The organism is Allobosea sp. GW823-FHT02B03 (assembly GCF_058797755.1).
Genome location: NZ_JBXAJY010000003.1, coordinates 531,103 through 548,113 on the forward strand (window position 1 = coordinate 531,103; position 17,011 = coordinate 548,113).

11 protein-coding genes are annotated in these 17,011 nt (G+C 65.2%); 3 read left to right on the forward strand and 8 right to left on the reverse strand.

The window, feature by feature from the left end:
• Nucleotides 1-59 precede the first annotated feature (59 nt).
• Nucleotides 60-6,839 carry a peroxidase family protein gene (locus AC1REK_RS12135; RefSeq protein ID WP_492267847.1) on the reverse strand — a complete coding sequence of 2,260 codons (6,780 nt, stop codon included), beginning with the start codon at nucleotides 6,837-6,839 and terminating at the stop codon, nucleotides 60-62.
• 341 nt (nucleotides 6,840-7,180) lie between these two features.
• Between AC1REK_RS12135 and AC1REK_RS12140 the strand changes: the two genes are divergently transcribed.
• The 3 genes from AC1REK_RS12140 (at nucleotide 7,181) to AC1REK_RS12150 (ending at nucleotide 10,134) form a co-directional block, all read left to right on the forward strand.
• The gene (locus AC1REK_RS12140; protein WP_492267846.1) at nucleotides 7,181-8,542 is read left to right on the forward strand and encodes a sensor histidine kinase; all 1,362 of its coding nucleotides are present in this window, start codon (nucleotides 7,181-7,183) and stop codon (nucleotides 8,540-8,542) included.
• Entirely contained in the window at nucleotides 8,532-9,188 is a 657-nt protein-coding gene (locus tag AC1REK_RS12145) for a response regulator (RefSeq protein WP_492267845.1), read from the forward strand. Before AC1REK_RS12140 ends, AC1REK_RS12145 begins: the two co-directional genes overlap by 11 nt.
• 274 nt (nucleotides 9,189-9,462) lie before the next feature.
• On the forward strand, nucleotides 9,463-10,134 hold the full coding sequence (locus AC1REK_RS12150) for a response regulator (protein ID WP_492267844.1): 672 nt from the start codon (nucleotides 9,463-9,465) through the stop codon (nucleotides 10,132-10,134).
• A 139-nt stretch (nucleotides 10,135-10,273) separates the two neighbouring features.
• On the opposite strand, the gene AC1REK_RS12155 is transcribed toward AC1REK_RS12150, so the two are convergent.
• From AC1REK_RS12155 to AC1REK_RS12185, 7 genes are all read right to left on the reverse strand, one after another.
• On the reverse strand, nucleotides 10,274-11,242 hold the full coding sequence (locus AC1REK_RS12155; protein ID WP_492267843.1) for an SMP-30/gluconolactonase/LRE family protein: 969 nt from the start codon (nucleotides 11,240-11,242) through the stop codon (nucleotides 10,274-10,276).
• Complete coding sequence (locus tag AC1REK_RS12160) at nucleotides 11,239-12,525, reverse strand: TRAP transporter large permease (protein ID WP_492267842.1); 1,287 nt, start codon at nucleotides 12,523-12,525, stop codon at nucleotides 11,239-11,241. Before AC1REK_RS12160 ends, AC1REK_RS12155 begins: the two co-directional genes overlap by 4 nt.
• Before the next feature lie 4 nt (nucleotides 12,526-12,529).
• Entirely contained in the window at nucleotides 12,530-13,051 is a 522-nt protein-coding gene (locus AC1REK_RS12165) for a TRAP transporter small permease (RefSeq protein ID WP_316019140.1), read from the reverse strand.
• Nucleotides 13,052-13,076: 25 nt separating this feature from the next.
• A complete protein-coding gene (locus AC1REK_RS12170) occupies nucleotides 13,077-14,093 on the reverse strand; it encodes a TRAP transporter substrate-binding protein (RefSeq protein WP_327521755.1) in 1,017 nt (338 codons plus the stop codon).
• A 65-nt stretch (nucleotides 14,094-14,158) separates the two neighbouring features.
• Complete coding sequence (locus AC1REK_RS12175) at nucleotides 14,159-15,178, reverse strand: Gfo/Idh/MocA family protein (RefSeq protein ID WP_492267841.1); 1,020 nt, start codon at nucleotides 15,176-15,178, stop codon at nucleotides 14,159-14,161.
• The gene (locus tag AC1REK_RS12180; protein WP_492267840.1) at nucleotides 15,175-16,284 is read right to left on the reverse strand and encodes an isocitrate/isopropylmalate dehydrogenase family protein; all 1,110 of its coding nucleotides are present in this window, start codon (nucleotides 16,282-16,284) and stop codon (nucleotides 15,175-15,177) included. Before AC1REK_RS12180 ends, AC1REK_RS12175 begins: the two co-directional genes overlap by 4 nt.
• Nucleotides 16,281-16,979 (reverse strand): GntR family transcriptional regulator, encoded by a 699-nt coding sequence (locus tag AC1REK_RS12185; RefSeq protein WP_492268207.1) that lies wholly within the window; start codon nucleotides 16,977-16,979, stop codon nucleotides 16,281-16,283. The genes AC1REK_RS12180 and AC1REK_RS12185 overlap by 4 nt, the downstream gene beginning before the upstream one ends.
• Nucleotides 16,980-17,011 lie beyond the last annotated feature (32 nt).

Sequence of the window (17,011 nt, forward strand, 5' to 3'; positions counted from 1 at the left end):
TGAGGAAACGCGGTGGAGGCAGGCGGGGCTTGCCCCCGCCTGCACTGGCTGCCAGGCGCTCAGAGCGAGAAGTTGCCGGCGTTCAGGTTGTGGCTGCCCTTCAACTCGATGCGGAACTCTTCGTCGCTGTTCGCATCGACGCTGCCGCTGACGATCGTGTAGTCGCCGTCCTGGCGGGTCTCGTAGGTCACGGCGAGCTGAGCCGCGCCGGTGAGCGGGCCGTTCACCAGAGTGAAGCTCTGGTTGCCGCCCTGCCCCGTATTGGCGTCGATGCCGCTGAGATCGAGTCGGTCGCCCGGTTCGAAATCGAGGATCGTGTCGCCGTCGGCCGCCGCGGTGCTGAGGAAGCGGAAGGTGTCGTTGCCCGCACCGCCCTCCATCACGTTCACGGCGTTGCTCGCCGTGATCGTGTCGTCACCCGCGCCGGTCGCGACGTTCTCGATGCCCCAGAGCACGTCGCTGCCGCTTTGCGTGCTGTAGGCGCTACCGCGTCCGAGCAGGCCGTTGCCGAGATCGACGGTCAGGTTCGCGGTGATCGCGGACAGGTCGAGCGTATCGTTGCCGGCGCCGCCGCCGATATCGTCGCCGAAATAGGTGTCGTTGCCATCGCCCTGCTCACCGACGATCACGTCGTCGCCGGCGCCAGCCACCACCGTGTCGTCGCCCGCGCCGGCCACAATCCAGTCATTGCCCGCCTCGCCGAAGATCCGGTCGCTGCCGGCCTCGCCATGGAGGAAGTCGGAGCCGGCGCCACCGAAGACCTGGTCGTCACCGGCGCCGGCGAAGACCACGTCCCTGCCAGCCCCAGCATCGACGAAGTCGGCGCCTTCGGCCGCGGAGATCGCATCGTCGCCGGCCTCGCCGATCAGCACGTCATCCCCCGCGAAGCCGACGATGTTGTCGTCGCCCGCCGTGCCGATCAGGACATCGGTCTGCGGCGTGCCGGTCCGCGGACCGCCGGGCTGCGGCTGCGCGCCGTCGTCATCGTCGCGGTCGCAGGCATCGTCGTCGTGACCACCGTGATGATCATCGTCGTCATGCTGACCGGAGCCGAACTGCGGCATGCCGTGACCGCCCGCCGTGAAGCAGATGCTGTGCGATTGGCTCGTCATCGTGGTCACGCCGTTCGCGTCGGTCGTGATCTCGTAGTCCTCCGGCGCGGTGCCGGCCGGCAGCTCGATCACGTCCTGCGGGCGCAGGGTGCCGACGATCGTGTCGTTGCCGCCGTTCGAGCGGAACACGATGCGATGGGCCGAGGCTAGGCCGGAGATGTCGACCGTGTCGTCGCCGGCGCTTCCGTCGATCGTGATCGTGCTGAAGTTCAGGCTGGTGCCGGTGAAGTCGCCGACGACCTGGATCTGGTCGCCGCCGCTCGTGCCGCCACCCGCACCGCCCGGGCTGGTGACCTGGAGGGTGTTGATCCGGATCTCCTCGATGTTGTCGAGTTCCGCGATCACGGTACCGTTGCGGGCGATGACGATCTCGGTGTTGGCGCCCAACGCGAGTCCGGCGATGGCCGAAACCGCGGTAGCGCGGGAATAAACCACGAAAGTCTCTGCGCCGGCCGCGCCGTTGAGCACATAGGTGTCAGTTCCCGCCCCGCCATCGACGAAGTCGCGTCCACCGGTCGAGCCGAGTTGCGTGATCGTGTCGTCGCCGGCGCCAGCGTCGACATAGTCGTCCCCGGCCCCGCCATTGACGCTGTCCGCGCCGCCAAGCCCGAAGATCGCTTGCGAACCGGCGGTACCGTTGGTGCCGTTGAGATTGACGTTGTTGCCGGCGGTGCCGTTGACGACCGCATAGTTCACGTTGTTGAAGCGCAGGGTTTCGACGCCGGTGACGCTGTCGACGCCCTCGGCCCCGGTATTGTCGGTGACCGTGATCGTGGTGCCGTTGCTCGTCAGCGCGAAGTTGCGGATCGCACCGGCATAGACGGCCGTATCGTTGCCGGCGCCGCCGTCGAGCGTGTCGTTGCCGGCGCCGCCATTCAGCGTGTCGCTGCCGCCGGCACCGTTGAGGATATCGTTGCCGCCATTGCCGTTGAGCGTGTCGTTGGCGCCGAGGCCAATGAACCCGCTGGTACCATTGGCGATGTCATCCCCGGCCGTGCCGTTGAACGTGTTTGCCACGAGTGGGATGGCGTCCCAGCTGTCGCCGACGACTCCCGTCGGGACCGAGGTCAGCGTCTCGCTGTGACCGGCGCCGTCGGTGAAGGTGACGACGACGCGGATCAGCCCGCCGACCTGGCCGCCGGTCCCGAGAACGCCGTCGGTCGGCGTGAAGCTCGGCCCGGTGGCGTTGGCCAGGATGTTGCTCCAGCTCGTGCCGTTATCGGTCGAGACCTGCCACCGGTAGCTGAAGGTCCCAAGGCCATCCGCATCCTGGATTGCGCTGGTGTCGACCGTGAGAACCTGTCCCTCCGTCGGGGTCTGATCGCTGATCAGCGGCAGGCCCGTCGCGACGTTGTTCGGCGGCGGAGCGAGGTCCTCGATATCGAACTCGCCATCCGCGAAGCGCAGACGCTCGATGTTGAACAACCTGTCGATACCGTCCGAGAGGCGGTTGCGGCCCGTCACAGGGTCGATCGCGTCGGACTGGGTGACGTGTTCGACCGTGACGCTGCCGTCGGCATTGCGCACGAAGGCATAGTTCTCGCGCACGTCCCAGTAGACCGCCGTGTCGACGTCGCCATCTTCCTCGCCGTCGAGGATCTCGCGCACGATGTGCAGCTGGTCCGGCACGATGGCCCGGCTGAGCATCAGCTCCGGCAGGGTCTTGCCGTTCCAGGTCGCGACGGCCGCGCCCGTGACGACCTGGTCGAGGCTGTCGACGGTGGCGAGCTGGTTGCCTTCATCGTCACGGATGCTGATGCGGACGTTCAGCCATTGATCGCCGTCGATGATGTCGTTGCCGGCCTTGCCCTCGATCAGGTCGCTGCCGCCGCCGCCGAGGATGATGTCCGATGCGTCGGCGGTGTCCATCACGATGGTCTCGGTCTTGCCAGCGACCGTGACCTGCCTGCGCTCGAGATGGGCGACCAGCGCGTCCAGCCCATCGATCAGGTGCAGGTTCTTTTCGAGCAGCGCGTTCGAATAGGAATCCAGCGGCGCGTCCGGATCGACTTCCGCCGCGTTGCCGTCGGCGTCGTAGGCGCCCATGACAACTTCGCGGCCGACCAGCTTGTCGTCGTACTTCCAGCCCGAAAGGCCTTCGACGAGGTCGAAGCGGTCGCGCAGAATGTTGTTCTGCTGGTTCTGGAAGATCGAGACCGTCATGTCGGAGTCGGCGGCCTGCTCATGGCCCTTGTGGATCGCCCAGTCGAAGCCGGCCATGCCGTTGTTGCGCTCGATCCCCTCGCCCTGGAACATGATGTCGTCGCCGGACTCGGCGTCGTAGTCGTTGTCGTTCCCGCGACCGTTCAGCACGTCGTGGCCGATGATCGAGGAATTGAAGAAGAGTTCCGAGTTCTCGCCGGCCAGCGTGTCGAAACTGTCGCCGCCCTCGATCCAGTCGTCGCCCTCGTTGCCCGCCAGGAAGCTGATGCCCGTGCCGCCGCGGATGAAGTCGTTGCCTTCGCCGCCTGAGACCGTCTTGGCCTCGGTCCCGCCATAGATGAAGTCGTTGCCACGGCCGCCGAAGATCAGGTCGAGGCCATTGCCGGGGGTAATGACGTCGTGCCCGTCATCGCCGTGGATCACGTCGGCCGCGCCGATATCGGTGCCGCTGTCGGTGATGATGTCGTTGCCGGCGCCGCCGTGAAGGTGGTCGACGCCATAGCCGCCCTCGAGGCGGTCGTCGCCATCACCGCCCCAGAGGGTGTCGTCGCCTTCGCCGCCGATCAGCGTGTCGTTCTGGGCGGTGCCGCCAAGCACGACGTGCTCAAGGCCGGTGTAGCGCAGATAGTTGGTCTCGACCTCGCTGGTCGCCGGATTGTCGCGCACGACGAGCGGGCTCATCGCCTGCAGCACCGGGTTGGTGTGGAGCGGGTCGGCCTTGCCGTCTGGCCCGAGCCCGGTGATCTGCCTGGCCTGGTCGACCTCCAGGATATAGGCGGCGGTCTGGAAGGCGGCGCCGTTGATATGCGGCGCGTTCTCGTCGCCGGCCGTGGTGTTGCGCATGATCAGCTGCGCGAAGGAGTCGCCCTCGAGCTCGTTCAGCAGGTTCAGGCCCTGCGTGCGGCTGAGATAGTAGAAGCGGTCGCCCGCCTGGAGCTGCTCCATCTGATATTCGAAGACATAGGTGAAGCTGGAGCCGAGCATCGCGCCGAAGGTCATCTTCTTTTCGGCCAGGCCGCCTATCCAGAAGTCGACACGGTCGAGGCCGGTGATGGTCGCGCCATCCGCGCCATTGGCCCAGGCACCGCCGCCGTTGAGGAAGGCGAGCCGGTCGGCCGGCGCCTCTGCCCCGCCCATCACCAGGAGGGTCGCGGCGTCGCGCTTGTCCTCGAGCGTCGTCGCCGAGGTGATCGTCGAATGCGTGCCGTAGGCGGCGATGAAGTTGATCAGCGACGCCGGATTCTTCATCGACAGGGCGAAGTCGAACCAGCTCTCATAGGGCTTAACCCGGCTGTCCTGGCTGTCCTCGTAGAACTGCCGGCGCGCCTCGTTCAGCGACGGCACGCCCGTCTCCCGGGCGCGGGCGATATTGATGGTGCCGAGATCGAGCGGCAGGCCGACGAGGTTGTTGCGCAATGCATCGGTGAGGTGTTCGTCGATCTCGTTGCCGGTCTGGCGCATCATGCCGCGCAGGATCGCGGCGGAGGCGTCTTCAGCGCTGGTCCCAGCCGCATTGAACGCGATCGGATTGAGGAAGGCCTCGATCAGCCCGATCTCCGAGGCGACGGGGACACCGCCCGGACCAGCCTTGAGGATGTCGACCGTGTCGGTCAGCATTGAATGGCCGAAGCGGTAGACCACATGGGCGAACTCGGCGACGATGGCGCCATCGACGGTGGTCGTGTTCGAGAACAGGAACGGGTCGACGTCCGGTGCGACCGCCCGGCCGAATTCCTCGAAGACGAGATGCTGGTAGACCATCTCGGTCGAGAAGCGGGCGGCCTGAAACACGCGCTCGCCATCCCAGGCGAAGCCGGCATAGAAGGCGTCGATCGCCTGTTCATTCGGCGTCGGGGCATTCTCCAGCGCCAGCAACTGGGCCCTGGCGGTGTTGAACTGCTCCTGGGTCAGGTCGGTCACCAGCCACTCGTTGAGGAACGCGACGCTGGCGTTCTCTGCTGTGAAGAGCTCGTGCTTGATCTGCTCCACGCGCAGATTGTGTTCGGCGTGGAAGATCTGGTGCACCGAAGTCAGGCCGATGTTCTCGTTGCCGCGCCCGTCGCCGACGATGAAATGCGCGTCGAGCAGCTCGTCGTCGTAGGTCGTGGCGATACCGTACATGTTGGGGGTGATGACGTTGCCGGCGATATTGTCGGCGTCGGGCAGCACCTCGACGGCCGGCGTATCCGGATTGCGGTCATGGTCGACGGGGCCTGACGGCACCGCGCTGTGTGCGATGTCGTTAAGGAAGGCCCGTCCGGCTGAAAACGCCTGCGAAGCCGCGACCGGAGCGCCGAGGACGCCTTCGACGGGGCCGGACGCCGTCACGAGCTGCGGCAAGCCGTTGGCGCCGCGGACGAACTCGCCATAGAGATCGGTCAGCACCGCGGGAACCCGCAGCACGTCCATGTCGGTCAGCTGGATGCCCAGCATCTCGGCCGCCTGGGTCTTAACGTCGGCCCAGGTCGCAGGGCCACCGCTGGCGCCTTCGAGCATGCGGCCGGTCGCGACGGGCTTGCCATCGACCAGCGCGTATTCACGAAGAAAGACCTGATGCGACGGGTTCGAGGTGTAGACCTGGTTCAGGTCGATCCAGGGCGTCGTCTCATTGTTGTGGTCGCGCGTGTCGTCCGCGGTCCCGAGCTGACCGTCCGCGCCGGCCCCCATGACGGGCGTCGCGCGGGTCAGTACCATGAAGTTGGTGGCGCTGCCCGGCACGTAGAGCGGATCGTCGGGCTGGAGCGGGATGTAGACCGTGCCGGCTCCGCCCTTGCTGACGAGGTCGAGGCCATGGTCGAAAAACTGGCCGAACAGCGTGAAGAAGCCATTGAACGGAGCCGTGTCGCCAAGATCGGGCGCGACATTCGGAATCAGGACCGAGTCGCCCTCCATGGTCACGCCGAGCGTCGCCTCGAGAGCCGCGTAGGCGTCGTCCTTGGCCTCGGTCGCGGTGTCGAGCACGGCTTCGGCGGCCTGGATCACGGCCTGCATCGCGGCAACCGTCGCGGCGGCGGGCGGCGGACCGTAGTAGAGGTTCGCCAGCGCCTGCTTCGCCGTCGCCACGCCTTTCTCGGCCGCCGCATAGGTCTCGTAGGCCGACACCGCCCCGTCATAGACCGCCTTGTTCGCGGCGATCGCGAGGAAGGCGTAAGGGTCCTCATGGCCGAGATTCATCAGCGCGGAGATGATCGTCGCCGGGTTGGCAAGGGTCTGGTCGGAGATCAGGTTCGAGATCAGGCGCGGCTGGGAATCGTAGACGTTTCCGGCGGTCTGCTCGTAGCTGGTCTGTGTGGTCCCCGCGGGCGATCCCGGACCATGGAGTCCGGCAGGGGCTGTCTCAGCGTTATGGAAGACCGGATCGAGCAACCGCGGCATGATCTGGTCGGATGAGCCAACCCATTCGCGCCCGGGGGTGAGGTTGTTCCACGAGCCATCGACCGTCCGCAGGCCATAGGGAACGAGCGGGTTGTCGACGAGATCTGTGAGCGAGGCCCCATCGGTATGAGCTTCGGAGATCTTGATCTGCTTCAGGATGAATTGCAGGTCATGCGTGTTGAGTTTCATCACACCCTCGCTCACGAAGACAAATCGAATATGGAATAAGCTCACCGACGTCGGGACGACGGCGACAGGTTAATCCTTCGTTAGCGAGATAGTGCGGTAACTAAACAGAGCTGGTGAGAGAAATAGGTCCGATCAATTTCGAGACCAAATCTGGTGGCGAGAAAACGACTTAAGAACACTGCCAAATCTGAACCGTGGTCCAGTGGCGTTTCTGGTCTTTGGACCAGTTTGGCGCGAAGCGCTCCGGGCGTGGCCGCAAGACGGAGGATGAGGTGAGACCAGGTCTTCGCGGCGGTCTGCGCCCCGGCCGAGCTGCTTCGGGAAAGCGTCCACTCGGCAGCTTGTCCGCCCAGTTCCTGGTCGCAGGCGGTCTGCTGCTCTTGGTTGCGATGCTGTTTGCCGGCTACGTGATCAGCACTCTCGTCGCGCGCAGCACGATCAATCACAAAGCGGCCGCCACGGCGCTTTTCATGCAGAGCCTGGTTGCCCCCTTTACCGATGAGCTCGCGAGCGCCGGTCACCTGTCGCCGGCATCATCCGCCAGGCTCGATGCCCTTCTGTCGAGCGAGCAGTTGAAGGATCGCTTCCCCTATTTCGAGATCTGGAAACCCGACGGAACCGTCGCCTATTCGAATTCGACCCAGATCATCGGGCAGCGCTTTCCGCGATCCGCCGGACTTTCGCGCGCGCTGAAAGGCGAGGTCGTCGCCGACTATGCGGATCTGCGCGCCGGCGAGCACCGCGTCCGGGACATCGACACGCCCTTTCTCGAAATCTACAGCCCAATACGCTCCGGTGTCGAAGGGCATATTCTGGCTGTCGCTGAAATCCATGAGTTCACCCAGCCGCTGCAGCAGGACCTCGCCAATGTGCGCTGGGGCAGCTGGCTGGTCGTGGCAGGAAGCACACTTGCGATCATGCTCGGCCTTTACGGCATCGTCCGTCGCGGAAGCCGCACCATTGAAGCGCAGCACACCGCCCTGGAAGCGCGTATCGCCGAGGCGGAGCGCCTGGCGATGTTGAACCAGAGCCTGCGAGAGCGCCTGCAGCGCGCCTCCGCCCGTGTCGCGGAGCTCAACGAGCAGTTCATCCGCACCGTCGGCGCCGAATTGCACGACGGCCCGGCCCAGCTGGTCGGCTTCTCGAAGCTCAAGCTGGACGAGATCTCGGCCGCTTCCAATTCCGCGACGCGTGGCCGCCTGGTCCAGCACTTGGGCACAGTGCTCTCGCAAGCCCTGCACGAGATCAGGACGATCGCAAAGGGGCTCCTCTTGCCCGATCTCGCAGGCCTGCCCTTGCAGGACGTCATTGCGCGCGCAGTGAGCGCCCACGAGGCGCGGACCAACGTGCAGGTGGCGCTGGCGATCGAAGCCGTCGACATCGAGGTGTCGGATGCAGTGAGAGCTTGCGTGTTCCGCTTCGTTCAGGAAGGCTTGAACAACGCCTTCCGACACGCCGCCGGTGCCAGCCAGTACGTCAGCAGTACGCTTAGCGGAACGTTGCTCTCGGTCGCGGTCGCTAATGACGCCGCCGCCGCCGTCCAGGACGATGCCGTGGAGCGGGACCGAGACCGCCTCGGCTTGCAGGGGCTGCGGCATCGCATCGAGAGTCTCGGCGGAGCCTTCACCGCTGAGTTCCGGCAATCGGGGGAGACGAGGATTTCCATGAGCCTGGAACTGGTCGGAGGGCTGCTTGAGCACTGACAGACGATCGATCGTCGTCGTCGATGATCACTCGCTCTTTCGAAGCGGCGTGGTTCAGGCCTTTCGCGAGGTCGACGATTTCAGCGTCGTCGGCGAAGGGGCGAGTGCCGCAGATGCGATCGATCTGGTCGAGCGCCTCGCGCCCGATATCGCACTGGCGGATGTCTCGATGCCCGGAGGCGGTCTCGACGCAGCTCAGACAATCTGTAAGCGCTGGCCAAAAGTGAAGGTCATCATGCTGACGGTTTCCGAAGATCAGGAAACCATCTTGAAAGCGCTCGATGCCGGCTCGGTCGGATATGTTCTCAAGGGCGTCTCCGCGTCGGACTTGGTCAACATCGTGCGCTCGATCGCAGATGGCGAGCGCTACGTCCCCCCCAGCATGGCGGTCCAGCTTCTGACGGCAATGCGCAAGCCTCAGGCAGCCGATCCGGTGCAGGCCAGGCTTGCCCTGCTGTCTCGCGCCGAGGCGCGCGTCCTTCGCCTCCTCGCTCACGGCCTGAGCAACCGGGAAATCGCGCAGGCGACCGGCGTCCAGGTCAAGACAGTGAAGTTCCATGTCTCGAACATCCTCTCGAAAGGAGGGTTCAAGAACCGCACCGAAGCCGCCGTCGTGGCCCAGAAGTACGTTCCGGCAGACGATTGACCGTCATCGAGCGACGCGCCGGAACCTCATCAGAGCAGACAGATCGCAAGCTGAAGAAACAACTATCCGACAAATATAAACATTGAACTATAAATTCTTGAAATCGATCATTGCCCCGAATGAGCAAACGCCGGACATTCATCGCGAGTGCAGTTTCTTAGGCAACGCCAGGCGCTCGATTAACATTAAATTTACCACCTTGTTTACATTGCCTCTAAACCACGCAATAGCTCTCCTGGCTCACTACGCAACAAGAGCAGAGCGGAGACATGAGGTGATCTCGGTCGGCATCGTCGATGAACATCCACTCATGGCAGAGGGGATCAAGTCCGTTCTTCGGCGGAGAACGGGTTTTGCCGTTGCTGTAACGGGAGCAAGCGTCGAAGAAATCTTGGCGTCTCCGTCGAGTTGGCAAGTCGATGTGGTAATCATCGGCATCAATACGCCAGAGGCAGGCTTCCAGGCGATGACGAAACTCCGCAAGGAGCGGCCTGACACGAAGATCATTGCCTTCGTTTCCCTTGCGGACGCGGACCATGCAATGCGCACTCTCGATTCCGGCGCGGATGCGTACTTGCTGAAAAGCGGCCGCGCCGACGAACTCTTCGAGGCGATTGAAGCGGTGCGGCGGGGTGAGATCTACGTCACGCCATCCTTCGCGACCAAGGTCATCGGCGCGCTGCAGAACAAGGCCCTGGAAAAGCGTACGGCGGAAAGCACGAGGCTCAGCATCAGGGAAGAGCAGATCGTACATCTGCTCCTTTGCGGCAAACGCAACAGAGAAATCGCTCGGACGCTGGCGCTGAGCGAGAAGACGGTCAAGGGCTACATGACCGGTCTCATGACCAAACTCCGCGCGCGCAACAGGCTGGAAGTGGTCATCGCAGCGCAAAGGCTGAACAGCGCGCCGCGCCGGCACGAGCTAAACGACGGTACCAGAGCTTGAGAGGCAAGGAACGTTTGCGTCGACCAGCTCTGGCGCATTGAAGCGCCGCAATAAGCTGAGCTACGGAGCTCGACCGCCAGTCTGGACGCACTGCGCCATGAGCAGACGTTGCCATCTTGTCTGAAAGGGGACGCGGCGGTCAGTATCCCCAGTGTACAGGCGGAATACCTGCGACCGGCAACCTGACGGCGCCGATCGCATCGCCCAGCAGGCAGCCGAGATAGCCGGTGCGCAAATCGGGACCGCCGAAGGCTATGCTGGAGAGGTTGCGCAGCTTGGTCGACGGATTGGTATCCATGTGCGGGCGGCCGAGCGCGTTGGCCGCATAAGCCTTCTCGACCCAGTCGACATGGGCGGCATCGGCCTCGCTCAACATGATTTCGCAGCCACCTGTCTCCGGGTCGAGCCGCATCAACTGGTTCGAAATCACGCCAGCGATCCAGATCCGCCCCTCCTCGTCGAAAGCCAGCCCGTCCGGAAACTGGCCCTCGCCAAACTCGTAGATCACTTCCTTGGGCCCGAGGCTCGCATCGTCGCGCAACGCAAATCGGCTGAGCCGTCTGCCATAGGTCTCGTTGACATAGAGCCAGCGCCGGTCCGGGGAGACCTGGCATTCATTGGTGAAGCCTAGCCCATCGGCGACGATGCGCCCGCCCTTCTCGTCCATGACGGCGATGAAGCCGCTGCGTGCCTCGCGGCGATAGTCGAGCGAGCGTGGCACCAGGGTCGTCGAAACCGTCAGCCAGAGCCGTCCGAGATGGTCCCGCACCAGAAAATTCGACGGCGCGATCGGCACGCCGTCGATCTGCGTCCAGAAGGCCGAGACCTGGCCGTCCCGCGTCAGGCGCCAGACCCCGCCCGTCTCGCCGCCGAGATTGGCGAGCAGGAATGCGCCGTCGGGCTCGAGCGCGATGCCGTTCGGACGCAGCCCCTCCGGCAGGTCGGCCGTCGTGCCTGCATAGAGCGTCTGCGAACCGTCCGGCTTGAGATGGGCGACGCCGCCGCGCCAGTCGGCGGTGTAGAGATCTCCTTTCGCCGTGGCGAGGACGCATTCCGGCCGGCTGAGTCCGGAACCGAGCAGGGAAACATCGGCGAGGGAGAGTTTCATCCGCGCATGAACCAGACCAGAGCCATCGGAATCGCCTCGACATAGGTCACGAGGAAGAGGACGCAGAGCGCGAGCAAGAACATCGGGATCAGCTCGCGCGAGATCGCGACCATGCCGACGCGCGCGATCTTTGCCGCGACGAAGAGCGTGCCGCCGACCGGCGGCGTGTAGAGCCCGATCACCAGGTTGAACACCATGATCAGGCCGAGATGCACCGGATCGATGCCGAACGCCTTGGCGGTCGGGATGAACAGCGGGGCCGTCAGCATCAGCGAAGGCAGCGGCTCGAGGAAGATGCCGACCAGGATCAGGGCGAGATTCAGGAGGAACAGGAAGACATACTTGTTCTCGGCGATGTCGAGGATCGCCTGAGCCAGATTGGCGGGGATCTGCTCGACTGTGATCAGCCAGGAGAGCGCCCCGGTCGCGCCGACCACGAGCATGACCACGGCGCTGGTGCGGAAGCTCTGCAGCAGCATTCCGGGCACCTGCGCCGCCTTGACCTCGCGATAGACGAGCAGAGCCAGGATCAACCCATAGAACACTGCGACGGAGGCAGCCTCGGTCGGCGTGAACACGCCGGAGAGGATGCCGCCGAGGATGACGACCGGCATGCCCGAGGCGGGCAGGATGGCGACGAAGCTCTTCCAGATGTCGGCGCGGCTCGGCATCGCACCGCCGAGATCGCAGCCGAGCGCGCGCCCCTTCCAGACACAGAGCAGGATCAGCACGAAGGCGAGCGTGAAGGCCGGGAAAACACCGGAGACCAGCAGCTCGCGGATCGAGACATTGCCGACGAAGCCGTAGACCAGCAGCGGGATCGACAGCGGCATCAGCACGCCGATCGTTCCCGCGACGGCGATCAGGGCGGCGGCGAAGGCCCGCGGATAGCCGCGCTCGGCCATGCGCGGCACCATGATCGAGCCGATCGCCGCCGAGTCGGCGACCGCGGAGCCCGAGACCGAGCCGAACATCGTGCAGGCGGAGACCGTCACGACCCCGAGTCCACCAGGCATGAAGGCCAGCAGCGAGCGCGCGAAGTCGATCAGCCGCCGCCCTACGCCACCATGGGTGATGAGCTCGCCGGTGAAGATGAAGAGCGGGATCGCCGCGAGATGCAGCGGCTCGACGCTCGAGATATAGGACAGGAAAATCGCTTCGAGCGGGTAGCCCTGACCGAAAATCCCGATCGTCGCGACTGTCGTGAGCAGCAGCGCCCAGACCAGCGGCATGCCGAGCAGGGCGAGCGCGAAGAAGACCGCGCAGATGACCGCGAGCACCATGGCGTCAATCCTGAAAGGCTTCTTGCGGGATCGGCTTGCCGCGGGCGAGCAGGATCGTCTCGTAGATGACGAAGACGAGCGCCAGCGCCGAACCGACCGGCATGGCGAGGTATTGCAGCCCCATCGGGACATGCATCACGGTCAGCTCCTGGCCCATCGTGCGCTCGGTGATGCTGAGGCCGTAGCCGATCAGCAGGCAAAGCAGCCCGATGACGCCGAGGCGCGTCGCGATCTCGACGACCTGCTGCAGCCTCGGCGGCATCTTCTCTGTGAACTCGGTGATGCGCATATGGGCGCCCCGGCGGGCCGCGGACGCCCCGCCGAGGAAGGTCGCCCAGAGCAGCACGAACTCGCCGAACTCGGTGTTCCAGGCGAGGTCGCTGTTCAACGCGACGCGCGCGGCGACATTCGCGAACATCACGACGAGCAGCATCGCGGCCAGCAACGTCACGGCGAGATCGACCAGGTCGCCGAGCCAGCGCAGCGGCGCCGGCTCGGGAAGGTCGGGACGATAGAGGAAACGCATGCCGGCCTCCGCCCCGCAGCCCGGGTCAGCTCATGCTCTTGCGGATCTCGGCGGCCTCACCGAGCATCTGGTCGACCGCCGCCGCGCCGAACTCCTTGCGTGCCCGCTCATAGGCGCCCTCGCTCGCCTTGCGCCAAACGGCGAGGTCGGGCTTGGCGATGGTCGCGCCCTTGGCGGTCATCTCGGCCAGCAGCCTGTCGTCATTGGCGCGCACTTCGCGGCGGTTCCAGTCGCCCGCTTCCTTCGCGGCCTTCAGCACGCCCTCCTGATCGGCCGGGCTCAGCCCCTTGAAGGTCCGCTCGGCCATGGCGAGCCAGCGCGGCGAGTAGACATGCTGCGACAGGGTGACGTGCTTCGCCACCTCGTAGAAGCGCTGCGAGAAGATCGTGTCGATCGGGTTCTCCTGGCCCGACACGGTATTCTGCTGGATCGCGAGATAGACCTCGGTCACCGGCATGACGACCGGCGAGAAGCCGATCGACTCCATGATCCAGCGGATCATCTCGACGGGCGCGATGCGCAGCTTCCTGCCCTTGGCATCGGCCGGACTGTTGAGGGGGAAATTGGTGGTGAAGCTGCGGAAACCGGCCTCCCAGTTGCCGATGATCCGCATGCCCTTGGCCGGCAGCAGATCGGCCTGCTGTTTGATGAATTTCGAGGTGTCGTAGAGCTTCCAGCCCTGCTCGTAGTTCTCGGCGAGATAGGGCAGCGCGATCAGCGAGAGGTCCTTCACATGCGGCGTGAAGGTCACGACGCCGGTCAGGGCGAAGTCGAGGCCGCCGAGCTGGAGCTGATCGAGGGATTTGGCGTCGTTCGCGAGCTGGCCGGAATGAAAGACCTGCACCTTGCAGCGGCCGGAGGTGTATTTCTCGACGGCCTCCGCGAAGCGCGTCGCGGCGTCATGTGCCGCACCGACGGAGGTGTCGGTGTGGCTGAAGCGCAAGATGCGTGCGCTCTGCGCTCTGGCGATGAAGGGAAATCCGGAGACCGCGCCACCGGCCAGCACGGCCGAGGCTTTCAGGAGATTGCGCCTGTTCTGCATGATGTCCTCCCTGGATTGATCTTTCCTGCCCAGCCGGGCGGCTCCGATCGCCGCCTTCTCGTGGTTCAGATCGTGATGAAGCGTCCTTCCTCAGCGGAGCGGTAGACCGCCTCCTCGATCGCAAGATTGCGCAGATAGGCGCGGCCCCCATTGACCAGCGGAGCGCCCGAGATCAGGTGCTCGACGACATGGCGGGTCTGGCCGTAGACGCAGTCGCCGCCATAGCCGCGGTCCTGCCAGCTGTAGGGGTGCTCGCGCTCCTCGCCGCGCAGCTTGCGCAGGAACAGCCGCCCATAGCCGTCGAGGCGCAGCACGCCGCCATCGCCCTCGACGAGCAGCACACCATTGGTCATCCGGGTATCGTCCGAGGGATGGTCGACATGGCGATTGCCGTCGAACAGCCCGGCCGCCCCGTTGGCGAAGTCGAAGACGACGAGCCCGGCATCCTCGCCCTTGATCACCGGATTGATCCGCCGCAAGCGCGCAAAGACGCCGGTGACCTCCCCGATGAGGTAGCGGAACACATCGATCAGATGGATGCCGGTCTCGTGGATGAGGAACCGCGGCATCGTCTGGAAATAAGGCTGGCGCGAGAGATAGGCCTCGGGCCCCTGGCCGTCGCCGGGCCGCAGGCGAAACGTGATGTTGAGCGGCCGGCCGATTGCGCCGTCCTGGATCAGCCGATGCGTTTCGACGAACCACGGCATGAAGCGGAAGTTCTCGTGCACCGCCAGCATCACGCCGGCCTGCTCGGCGATGTCGACGATGGTCTCAGCCTCGTCATAGGTCGGGGCCAGCGGCTTCTGGCAGATCATCCTGACACCGCGGCTCGCCGCAGCCTCGACCAGGGCACGATGCGTCCCGGGCGGCGTGACGATGTCGATCAGGTCCGGACGCAATGCGTCCAGCATCGTCTCGGCATCGTCGAAGGCCCGCGCGCCAACGAACAGGGCCGCCGCCGCATCGCGCTTCCCGACATCGCGATCCGCGACGCCGACGACTTGGACATCCTCCATGCGGCCCCACGCATCCTGGTGGAACCGGCTGAAATAGCCGCAGCCCGCGATGGCGACCCTCAGTGTCATTGCGGATCGGCAGCCCCGGTGCTGATCAGCTCGGCGATGGCGCTGCCGATATCACGCGTGCCATGGCGGCCGCCGATATCGTAGGTCCGCAGGTTCATCTTGCCGAAGGCGTGGTCGACGCTGAGTTCGATCGCGCGAGCGGCATCCCGGGCTGCGTTGCTGCCATGGCGATCGCCGAGCCAGTCCAGCATCATCGCCGTGGACAGGATCATCGCGGTCGGGTTCGCGATGCCCTTGCCGGCGATGTCGGGCGCAGTGCCGTGGCTCGGCTGGAACATCCCATGCGACTCGCCGATATCGGCGGAGGGAGCAAAGCCCATGCCGCCGATCAGGCCGGCGCCGAGATCGGAGAGGATGTCGCCGAACAGGTTCTCCGTCGGCAGAACGTCGAAATCCCAGGGCCTGCGGACCAGATCGAGCGCCATCGCGTCGATGTAGTGGTGCCGCGCCTCGATGTCCTCGTGCCTGGCCGCCGTTTCGTAGAAGACCTTGCGCATGAAGGCGAAAGACCGGAAGACATTCGCCTTGTCGACCAGCGTCACGCGCCCGGGCGTGCCGCGCGCCTCGCGGCGCCGCCGTGCCAGCCCGCAGCAGAAATCGGTCAGCTGCTCGGTGACCTTGCGGGTGATGACCTGGGTGTCCCGGGCCTCCTTGTCGTCGATGATCTCGCCCTTGCCGCGCGAGGCGAACATACCCTCCGTCGACTCGCGCACGATGACGAAATCGATATCCTTCCAGCGCGCATCGGACAGGACCGGAGGCGTGCCGGGGATGGCGCGGATCGGCCGGACGCCGGCATAGAGATCGAAGGCCACGCGCAGGTCGAGCTGCGGCGCGATCTCGGTGCCGTCGGCGAAGCGGATATCAGGCCAGCCCATGGCGCCGAACAGGATCGCGTCGGCCTTGCCGGCGCGCTCCATGCCGTCCTTCGGCAGGATGGCACCCGTTTCCTTGTAGTGATGCGCGCCGCCCGGAATGTGCTCCTGCCGAAAGGACAGGTCGAAGCGCTTCTCGACCGCGCCGAGTACCGCGCCGGCGGCCTCCATGACTTCGATACCGATGCCCTCGCCGGGCATCATTGCGAGATGGAAGGAGTTGGACGTCATAGCCTTTGAATTCCGTGTCTTTCGATGATGGTGGTGAGTTCGTTGCCGCCGCGCTTGCGATGCGCGTGGTAGATCGAGCGGGCACGCTCGACATCCCCGGCCAGGATGGCCTCGACCACGGCGCGGTGCTCCTCCGTCGAGCGCACGGGCAGCGGCCGCAGCGACAGCGTGAACATCCGGGCGCGATGGGCCTGGTCCCAGACCTGCATGATCATCGCCGCCAGGCGCTTGTTGCCGCAGAGCCGCGCGAGATTGAGATGGAACGCCTCGTCCGCCGCAGCCCAGGCCTGCAGATCGGGTTCGCGGGCCAGCGCCGCCTCCATCGCGTCGCAAGAGGCGATCAGACTCTCGAGCTCGGCCCGGTCGGGTCGGCGCGCCGCCAGCAGCTCGACCGCCGTCGGCTCCAGCGACATCAGAACCTCGTAGATCTCCCGCATGTCGTCGGGAGAAAGCGCCGAGATGCGCACGCCGTGGCGCGGCACGATCTCGAGCAGCCCCTCCTGCTGCAGCCGCACAAAGGCTTCGCGAACAGGAGTACGCGAGGCATCGAGTTCGGCTGCCACCTCGCTCTCGAGGATTTGGGCACCCGGGGGATAGCGATTGTCGAGGATGTGCTGCTTTAGCCGCGCATAGACGGTGTCGGTCGAGCGCGGCGCCCGGCTGCCCATCGTCGCGAGAGGCTGATTCAGATCCATCGCATCCAATAACGTATACGTTAATCGATGCG

Bases quoted from the DNA above. Each gene is read 5' to 3' on its own strand.
- AC1REK_RS12175 (WP_492267841.1), bottom strand. From the start codon at position 15,178: ATGACACTGAGGGTCGCCATCGCGGGCTGCGGCTATTTCAGCCGGTTC.
- AC1REK_RS12160 (WP_492267842.1), bottom strand. From the start codon at position 12,525: ATGGTGCTCGCGGTCATCTGCGCGGTCTTCTTCGCGCTCGCCCTGCTC.
- AC1REK_RS12155 (WP_492267843.1), bottom strand. From the start codon at position 11,242: ATGAAACTCTCCCTCGCCGATGTTTCCCTGCTCGGTTCCGGACTCAGC.
- AC1REK_RS12165 (WP_316019140.1), bottom strand. From the start codon at position 13,051: ATGCGTTTCCTCTATCGTCCCGACCTTCCCGAGCCGGCGCCGCTGCGC.
- AC1REK_RS12170 (WP_327521755.1), bottom strand. From the start codon at position 14,093: ATGCAGAACAGGCGCAATCTCCTGAAAGCCTCGGCCGTGCTGGCCGGT.
- AC1REK_RS12135 (WP_492267847.1), bottom strand. From the start codon at position 6,839: ATGAAACTCAACACGCATGACCTGCAATTCATCCTGAAGCAGATCAAG.
- AC1REK_RS12180 (WP_492267840.1), bottom strand. From the start codon at position 16,284: ATGACGTCCAACTCCTTCCATCTCGCAATGATGCCCGGCGAGGGCATC.
- AC1REK_RS12185 (WP_492268207.1), bottom strand. From the start codon at position 16,979: ATGGATCTGAATCAGCCTCTCGCGACGATGGGCAGCCGGGCGCCGCGC.